This is a genomic window from Geodermatophilus chilensis, assembly GCF_002802985.1.
Classification (GTDB): Bacteria; Actinomycetota; Actinomycetes; order Mycobacteriales; family Geodermatophilaceae; genus Geodermatophilus; species Geodermatophilus chilensis.
Genome location: NZ_NVPT01000232.1, coordinates 1 through 6,808, shown reverse-complemented (window position 1 = coordinate 6,808; position 6,808 = coordinate 1). Strand labels below are relative to the sequence as shown.

Sequence of the window (6,808 nt, the reverse complement as noted above, 5' to 3'; positions counted from 1 at the left end):
GGCGACGGTGTCCTACGTGCTCATGATGGTCAGCCACATCGTGCTGCGCCGCCGCGAGCCGGACCTGCCGCGCCCGTACCGGACCCCGGGCGGGACGGCCCGGCGGGCGACGGCATGCGGCTCCTCGGGCTCGGGAGGGGGCGGGACGCGCGACGGCTGTGCGATCGCGTCGGTGGAGTCGCTCTACCCGACCGGGCTCGGGGTCATGCGAGGGAGCCCCCCGTCGACCCTTCCCCGGGTTCCGCGGGGAGGAGTCGGTGCAGCCAGCCGGGGCCGGTGGCGGGAACGCCGTCGGGCAGCCGGGCGCGCAGACCGCGGTCGGCGGTGACCACCAGCAGCGACCGCCCCTCCGCGGCCAGCCGGGCGGCGGTCGCGGCGAGGGCGTCGTCCCCGCTGCCCTCGGCCCGCACCAGGGTCACGCCGTCCGGGGCGTCGACCCCGCGCGCGGCGCCCTCGACGACCGCGACCACCTCGTCGACCGCGACCGGGCCGCCGCCGGGCGCGGGCAGCTCGCGCCCGGTCAGCGCGGCCAGCCGCCGCAGCAGCCGGGAGGTGGCGCCGGCGCGGTCCCGCCACCACCCGTCGGGGCGGGAGCCGACCACGTTCGCGGCGTCCACCAGCAGCACGACCAGCGCCGTCGCCTCCCTCTCCGGCGCGCCGTCCCGGCGTGCCGTTTGTCCTGGTCCGCACCGGGCACCCGGCGGGCACGTCCGGCTCCGATCTTCCCCAGGAGGGCCCCATGGCGCGCACCGACCACCCCCTCCGCGGAACGGACGGTCCGGCCCGTGAGGCGGTGGCCGTCCAGCAGTCGGAGTTCGGCGGCACCCAGTGGGGAGCGGCCTTCTTCGGCTGGCTGTCGGCGACCGGCCTGGCCGTGCTGCTGCTCGCGCTGGTGTCCGCGGCCGGCACCGGGCTGGGCCTGACCCAGGGGGCGTCGGCCGAGGCGATCGGGCTGCGCGGGGCGGTCGCGCTGCTCGTCGTCCTCTTCCTCTCCTACCTGGCCGGCGGGTACGTGGCCGGGCGGATGTCCCGCTTCCGCGGCGTCCGGCAGGGCCTGGCGGTGTGGCTGGTCGGCCTGGTCGTCGTCCTGGTGCTCTCCGGTGCCGTGGCGCTGATCGGCAGCGAGTTCAACGTGCTGGCCCGGCTGGAGCTGCCGCGCATCCCGGTCGGCGAGGGCACCGCCACCACCGCCGGCCTGGTCACCCTCGCCGCAGCAGCCGGGGCCACGCTGGTCGGGGCGCTGCTCGGGGGCGCGCTGGGCACCCGCTACCACCGGAAGGTGGACCGGGCCGGCTTCGCCGGCTGAGGCTCCCGGACGTCCCCGGGCGCTCCTACGCTTGCGCGCATGTGCCGCAACATCCGGCCGCTGGCCAACTTCGAGCCGCCCGTCACCGACGACGAGGTGCACGCCGCCGCACTGCAGTACGTGCGCAAGATCAGCGGGACGACGAAGCCGTCGCGGGCCAACGCGGAGGCCTTCGACCGCGCCGTCGCGGAGGTCGCCGAGGCCTCCGCCCGGCTGCTGGCCGCGCTGGTCCCCACCGCGCCGCCCAAGGACCGCGAGGAGGAGGCGGCCAAGGCCCGCCGGCGGGCGGCGCTGCGCTACGGCGGCTGAGCCGACGATCACGCGCGATCGAGTGTGGATCTCTGAGACGGGGTAGAGCGACTCCACCCACAGACTCTGCAGGAGGAGCTCAGCATGGCGCGCTACACCCTGTCCCGTTCGCTGCACGACCTCGGACTCTCCGCCTGGTTCGGCGGCACGCTCGCCAACGCCGTGGCGCTCAACGCCGCCGCCGGTGAGGCCGGCAGCGCCTCGGACACCGGCCGGGTCGCCAACGCCGGCTGGGACCGGTGGACGCCGGTCAACGCCGCGGCCATCGGCGCGCACCTCATCGGCAGCATCGGCCAGCTGCGGGCCAACCGGCAGCGGGTGGCCAACCAGGAGGGCGTCGCCGGGATGAGCACGCTCAAGACGGCGTTGACCGCAGCAGCGCTGGGCGTCACCGCCTACAGCCGGGCACTGGGCAAGATCGTGTCCGACGCCGGTGGGACGCCGTCCCGCTCGGGCACCAAGCCGAGCAAGCGGGCCAAGGCCGAGGTGGCCGCGGCCCAGGCGAAGCTGGACCAGCTGCAGTGGGTGATCCCGGCCCTGACCGGCGCCCTCGTGGTGGTCAGCTCCTACGCCGGTGAGCAGCAGCGGCCCAGCGAGGTCGCACGCGGACTCGCCCAGCGCTGACCGCTCTCCCCCGCACCCCCGAGCCGATCCAGGAGTCCTGGCGACCCGCACCCTCGACGCCCGCGACCAGCCGCACACCGGCGGCGGCGCGACCCGCTGCCCGGACTGCACCGACGGGCTGGGCCAGCCGCGTCCGGTGGAGCCCGGCTCGTGGCGCGACCGCGTCCGGCGCAAGCCCGGGCTGGCCACCGCCTACCGGGTCGCGGTGTTCTTCGCCGGGTTGCTGTTCGTCCTGCTCGGCCTGGCGCTCACCGTGCTGCCCGGGCCGCTCACCATCCCGCCGATCCTCATCGGCCTGTGGGTGTGGTCGACGGAGTTCGAGTGGGCGCGGCGGTTCTTCGTGGCCTTCCGGCGGAAGGCCCGCGACACCTGGGCGCACGCCAGGCAGCACCCGGTGAGCTCGGCGGCAGTGACCATCGGCGGCCTGGCGGCAGCTGGCGCCGTCTTCTGGGCGGTGGGTCACTACGACCTGGTGGACCGCGCCCTGGCGGCCGTCCGGGGCTGATCGGCACGCAGGGAACGAGGCCCGGTGGACCGGATCGGTCCACCGGGCCTCGTCGTGTCTCAGCGGCGTCCGACCTCGCCGGGGTCGGGGGTGCGGAACGGCGGGTCGCCGTCCGGGCCGGCTCCTCCCCCTGCCTCGGCGTCGGGTGCTCCGGCGTCCTGCGTGCCGGGCTCCTCGGGCCGGTCGGGCTCCTCGCCGCCGATGCCGAAGCCGTCGGCGGGCTGCGGAGCGCCCGCTCCCGGGTCGGCCGCGGGGATGCCGTCGTCCCCCTGGCCGAGGTTCGGTTCCATGGGCGTCCACATCGACACGTCGTCCTCCTGGTGATCGGGCGTACGGAGGACGGGTACCCAGGCCCGCCGCGTGGCACCATCCCGCCGAAGGTGAACGGCGGGTGAACGAGAGGCGGCCACGATGACCGACGTGCGGAGTCCGCAGCGCAGCGGGGACTCGTCGGAGGAGAGCCGGAAGCAGCGGATCGACCGCGAGCTCATGGAGCTGCTCAACGAGCTGCGGGTGGCCCTGCCCGGCGTGCAGTTCCTCTTCGCGTTCCTGCTCGTGGTCCCCTTCCAGCAGCAGGGCACCCAGCTCACCGACTTCCAGCGCGACGTCTACTTCGCGACCCTGCTCGCCGCTGCGGTGGCGACCGGGTTGCTCATCGCCCCGGCCGCGCAGCACCGGGTGCTGTTCCGGCAGCACGACAAGGAGGCGCTGCTGCGGCGCAGCAACCGGTCGGCGTTCCTCGGCCTGGTGGTGCTGGCGCTGGCGATCGTCGGCGCGGTGCTGCTGGTGACCGACGTGGTGTTCGACCTGACGCTGGCCTGGTTCACCGCCGCGGTCGTGGGCGCCCTGCTGGCCTGGTGGTGGATCGCCGTCCCGCTGTGGAAGCGCGCGCACAACGAGCAGGACGGCCCGGAGGACTGACCGCTCACCTCACCGGCGGCGGGCGCCCAGCGCCGCGCAGATCGCGTCGGCGACCTCGTCGGGGTCCTCGTGTTCCCGGAATCGGAGCACTCGCCAGCCCTCGTCACGCAGCACCGCGTCGGCCCGCCGGTCCCGAGCGACGTTGCCCGCGAGCTTCTCGGCCCACCAGTCGCGGTTGGCCAGCGGGAGGTGGCCGTAGACCGGGCAGGCGTGCCAGAAGCAGCCGTCGAGGAAGACGACGAGCCGCCGCCCCTTCCAGACCAGGTCGCCGCGCGCGCGGGTGGCGGCACAGGGGCGGACGTCGACCCGGTAGCGCACCCCGCGGGCGTGGCGCCGGCGGCGCACCGCGAGCTCGTGCGTGGTGTCGCGGCGCGGCTGGCCGCGGAAGCGCCGGGCGACCGCCTCCGAGGACGCCGGCGGGCTCGGCCCCGGACCTGGTGCCACCTCTGCCCTCCCCTCCGTCGGCGCGGCCGGTACGGCGCGCCGCCGACACGTCCGGCCGACGAGGAAGGGTCGCCTAACCTGCTCGGCGTGAGCACGACGGCGGACCGGGCGTCCGCACCGCCGCAGCCGGTCGGTGCCTCGGAGCCGGCCGCCCGCTGGTCGTTGCCCGAGCTGCTGCCGCCGCTGGCCGTCCTCCTGCTGGGCACGGTGCTGCTCCTGCCGGGGCACGGGCTGTGGTTCGACGAGTTGTTCACCGCCGAGGTGGGCCGCCGGCCGTACGGCGAGATCCTCGCGGCGATCGTCGAGGGGCGCGGGACGACGGGCTACCTGGCCGACGTCCCGCCGTCGTACAACGCGCCCTGGTACTTCGTGGTGCACACGTGGGTGCTGCTGCCGGGGATCGGCGGGGACACGTCACTGCGGGTGCTGTCGCTGCTGGCCACGGCAGGCGGGCTGGCGCTGGTCACGCGGGCGGTGACCCGGCTGACCTCGCGGGCGGCCGGGGTGCTGGCCGGGGTCGTGCTGGCGGCGAGCCCCCTGCTCCTCGAGCAGGCGGTGGAGGCGCGCCCGTACGGGCTGGCGGTGCTGGCGACCGGCGGGGCGCTGCTGGGACTGGTGCGCCGGCTGCAGGGGTCGCCGCGGGGGCTGCTGCTGTTCGGGCTGGCCGGCGCGGGGATGGGGCTGGCGCACTGGTACGCGGCGACCGTGCTCGCGGCCTTCGTCGTCGCGGCGCTGCTGCTGCGCGGGTGGCGGGCGTGGCCGGTGGCGCTCACCGGTGTCGCGGCGGCGCTGCCCGTTGCGGGGCTGATCGGGGTGAACCTCCTCAACGGAACCGGCGCTCGCAACGCCGAGCACCTGCGCGACACCGGGGGGACGCTGGCCGACCTCGCCGTCCTGGCGTGGGCCGGCGGGCTGCGGCCGCTGCTGTTGCTGACCGTGGGGCTGGCGGTGCTGGGCGCGCTGCGCGGCACGGGGATGCGGGTGGTCGGGACCTGCTGGGTGCTCGTGCCGCTGGGCCTGCTGCTGCTGGCCGAGCAGCTGCGGCCGGTGTACCTGCCGCGCTACCTGCTCGCCGGCCTGCTGGGGCTCGGGGTGCTGGCGGCGGTGGGCGTGCTGACGCTGCCGCGGGCCGCGCGCGCACCGGTCGCCGGGCTGCTGGTGGCGTGCTCGCTGGTCGCGTCCTCGCCGCTGGCCGACCGTGAACCGCGGGAGCGGGCGGACGACGTGGTGGCGTTCCTGGCGGAGCGGCACCGGCCCGGCGAGCCGGTCGTCGCCGCGGACCAGCGCTCGGCGACCGGCCTGGACCACTACGTGCGGACGGCGGCCCCACAGCTGCGGCCCGACGTCGTCCTGCCGCCGGACGACGCCCCGGTGACCGCGGACCGGGTGTGGTTGGTCCGCCGGGTGATCCGCGGCGAGATGGTCCCGACCGACGACGACGAGGTCCTGGTGGACGCGGGGCTGCGGGTGGTCGACGAGTACGCGTTCGACGCCGCGAAGACCGACCTGCTCGTCCAGGCCTGGGAACGCTGAGCGCGTCCGCCGACCGCGCCGGCGTCGAAGAGCGCGGAACCCGTGCGCGGTGTCGTTCGGGCCTTGACCGACCAGCGCGTCAACGAGCTACGCGACCAGGTCTACGCGGCCGTCCACCGCGGACCGCACCGGGAGTGGGCCACCCGCTGACGTGTCCGACCCGCCACCGCCGCCCCGTCGCGACGGAACCTGGGTGTCCACGCGCGTCCGGCCGCACGACCTCGCGGTCGTGCGGCTGGACGTGCGTCGTCGATCAGGTAGGCAGCGACCTCAGGGTGGGCGGTCGCAGAGGGTCGACCTCAGGCGGCGGCGGTGAGGAATGGGCCGGTGCGGCCCGGTCCGGTGAGGATCTCGGTGCCATCGGGGCGCCAGGTGCGCCAGCGTCCGTCGGGTTGTCGCTCGACCCGGAAGCCGTGGTGGACCTTGGTGTGGTGCCGTTCGCACAGCAGCGCGGCGTTGTCCAGGTTCGTCTCCCCGCCGTCGATCCAGGCCAGCAGATGGTGCACGTCGCACCACCACGTGGGCGCGGCGCAGCCGGTGAACACGCAGCCGCCGTCGCGCACCTCCGCGGCGCGCCGCACGTGCGGCGGGAACAGCCGGACGGTGCGGCCGTGGTCCAGCGGCATCCCGTCGGGGCCCATGACGATGCGGGTGATGTTCCCGTCGCAGGCCAGCCAGCGGGCCCGGGCGGCGGAGATCGTGGCGCCGAAGCCCATGTCGGCGACGCCCCGGCCGGTGGCGGGGTCGACCAGGTCCTCGGCGTCGATCTTCACGATCACCTGCGGCTTGTGCCCGCGCAGGATCGGCAGCTGACCGGCGGCCAACTGGTTGTCGCACAGCTGCACCAGCGCGTCGGCCGACTGCTGCGCCCTGGTGCGCTCGTCCCCGGCACTGCGGCCGGCCTGCACCAGTGACTCCAGCGCGGCCTGCAGCCTCTCCCCGCCCACCGCGTCCAGGTCGAAGCGGCCGGAGATCGACCCGTCGCCGTGCCTGGTGATCACCAGCCGGCGGCCCTCGGTGGGATCCGGCTCCGGTCCGTCCTCATCCAGCCGGTCCAGATAGTGCTCCACCGCCTTGGCCGTCTCGGCGCACTGCTGCGCGGTGGCCACCCCGGTGAGCACCGCGTCAATGACGGCGACGTCGATGTGCTGCGCGGCGGCGGCGGC

10 protein-coding genes are annotated in these 6,808 nt (G+C 75.8%); 6 read left to right on the top strand and 4 right to left on the bottom strand.

Annotation, left to right across the window (positions count from 1 at the left end; genetic code table 11):
• Positions 1-203: 203 nt before the first annotated feature.
• Positions 204-626 (bottom strand): hypothetical protein, encoded by a 423-nt coding sequence (locus CNO22_RS24910; protein WP_232807332.1) that lies wholly within the window; start codon positions 624-626, stop codon positions 204-206.
• Between the two features lie 113 nt (positions 627-739).
• Between CNO22_RS24910 and CNO22_RS24905 the strand changes: the two genes are divergently transcribed.
• The 4 genes from CNO22_RS24905 (at position 740) to CNO22_RS24890 (ending at position 2,744) form a co-directional block, all read left to right on the top strand.
• Entirely contained in the window at positions 740-1,306 is a 567-nt protein-coding gene (locus tag CNO22_RS24905; RefSeq protein WP_100501939.1) for a hypothetical protein, read from the top strand.
• A 39-nt stretch (positions 1,307-1,345) separates the two neighbouring features.
• Positions 1,346-1,615 (top strand): DUF2277 domain-containing protein, encoded by a 270-nt coding sequence (locus CNO22_RS24900; RefSeq protein ID WP_100501938.1) that lies wholly within the window; start codon positions 1,346-1,348, stop codon positions 1,613-1,615.
• 84 nt (positions 1,616-1,699) lie between these two features.
• Complete coding sequence (locus CNO22_RS24895) at positions 1,700-2,239, top strand: hypothetical protein (protein ID WP_100501937.1); 540 nt, start codon at positions 1,700-1,702, stop codon at positions 2,237-2,239.
• Positions 2,190-2,744, top strand: a complete 555-nt coding sequence (locus CNO22_RS24890) for a PGPGW domain-containing protein (RefSeq protein WP_100501936.1) — start codon at positions 2,190-2,192, stop codon at positions 2,742-2,744. Before CNO22_RS24895 ends, CNO22_RS24890 begins: the two co-directional genes overlap by 50 nt.
• 59 nt (positions 2,745-2,803) lie before the next feature.
• Here the strand turns inward: CNO22_RS24890 and CNO22_RS24885 are convergent, their stop codons facing one another.
• Complete coding sequence (locus CNO22_RS24885; protein WP_232807333.1) at positions 2,804-3,046, bottom strand: hypothetical protein; 243 nt, start codon at positions 3,044-3,046, stop codon at positions 2,804-2,806.
• 109 nt (positions 3,047-3,155) lie between these two features.
• On the opposite strand from CNO22_RS24885, the gene CNO22_RS24880 reads away from it, so the two are divergent.
• Entirely contained in the window at positions 3,156-3,665 is a 510-nt protein-coding gene (locus CNO22_RS24880) for a DUF6328 family protein (RefSeq protein WP_100501934.1), read from the top strand.
• A gap of 9 nt (positions 3,666-3,674) precedes the next feature.
• Here the strand turns inward: CNO22_RS24880 and CNO22_RS24875 are convergent, their stop codons facing one another.
• Entirely contained in the window at positions 3,675-4,109 is a 435-nt protein-coding gene (locus CNO22_RS24875; protein ID WP_100501933.1) for a PDDEXK family nuclease, read from the bottom strand.
• Positions 4,110-4,196: 87 nt separating this feature from the next.
• On the opposite strand from CNO22_RS24875, the gene CNO22_RS24870 reads away from it, so the two are divergent.
• On the top strand, positions 4,197-5,642 hold the full coding sequence (locus CNO22_RS24870; protein ID WP_100501932.1) for a glycosyltransferase family 39 protein: 1,446 nt from the start codon (positions 4,197-4,199) through the stop codon (positions 5,640-5,642).
• 299 nt (positions 5,643-5,941) lie between these two features.
• Here CNO22_RS24870 and CNO22_RS24865 read toward each other — a convergent pair.
• Positions 5,942-6,808 (bottom strand): HNH endonuclease signature motif containing protein (locus CNO22_RS24865; RefSeq protein ID WP_100501931.1); only part of this gene is annotated, 867 nt, incomplete at its 5' end.

Bases quoted from the DNA above. Each gene is read 5' to 3' on its own strand.
- CNO22_RS24905 (WP_100501939.1), top strand. From the start codon at position 740: ATGGCGCGCACCGACCACCCCCTCCGCGGAACGGACGGTCCGGCCCGT.
- CNO22_RS24900 (WP_100501938.1), top strand. From the start codon at position 1,346: ATGTGCCGCAACATCCGGCCGCTGGCCAACTTCGAGCCGCCCGTCACC.
- CNO22_RS24895 (WP_100501937.1), top strand. From the start codon at position 1,700: ATGGCGCGCTACACCCTGTCCCGTTCGCTGCACGACCTCGGACTCTCC.
- CNO22_RS24885 (WP_232807333.1), bottom strand. From the start codon at position 3,046: ATGTGGACGCCCATGGAACCGAACCTCGGCCAGGGGGACGACGGCATC.
- CNO22_RS24880 (WP_100501934.1), top strand. From the start codon at position 3,156: ATGACCGACGTGCGGAGTCCGCAGCGCAGCGGGGACTCGTCGGAGGAG.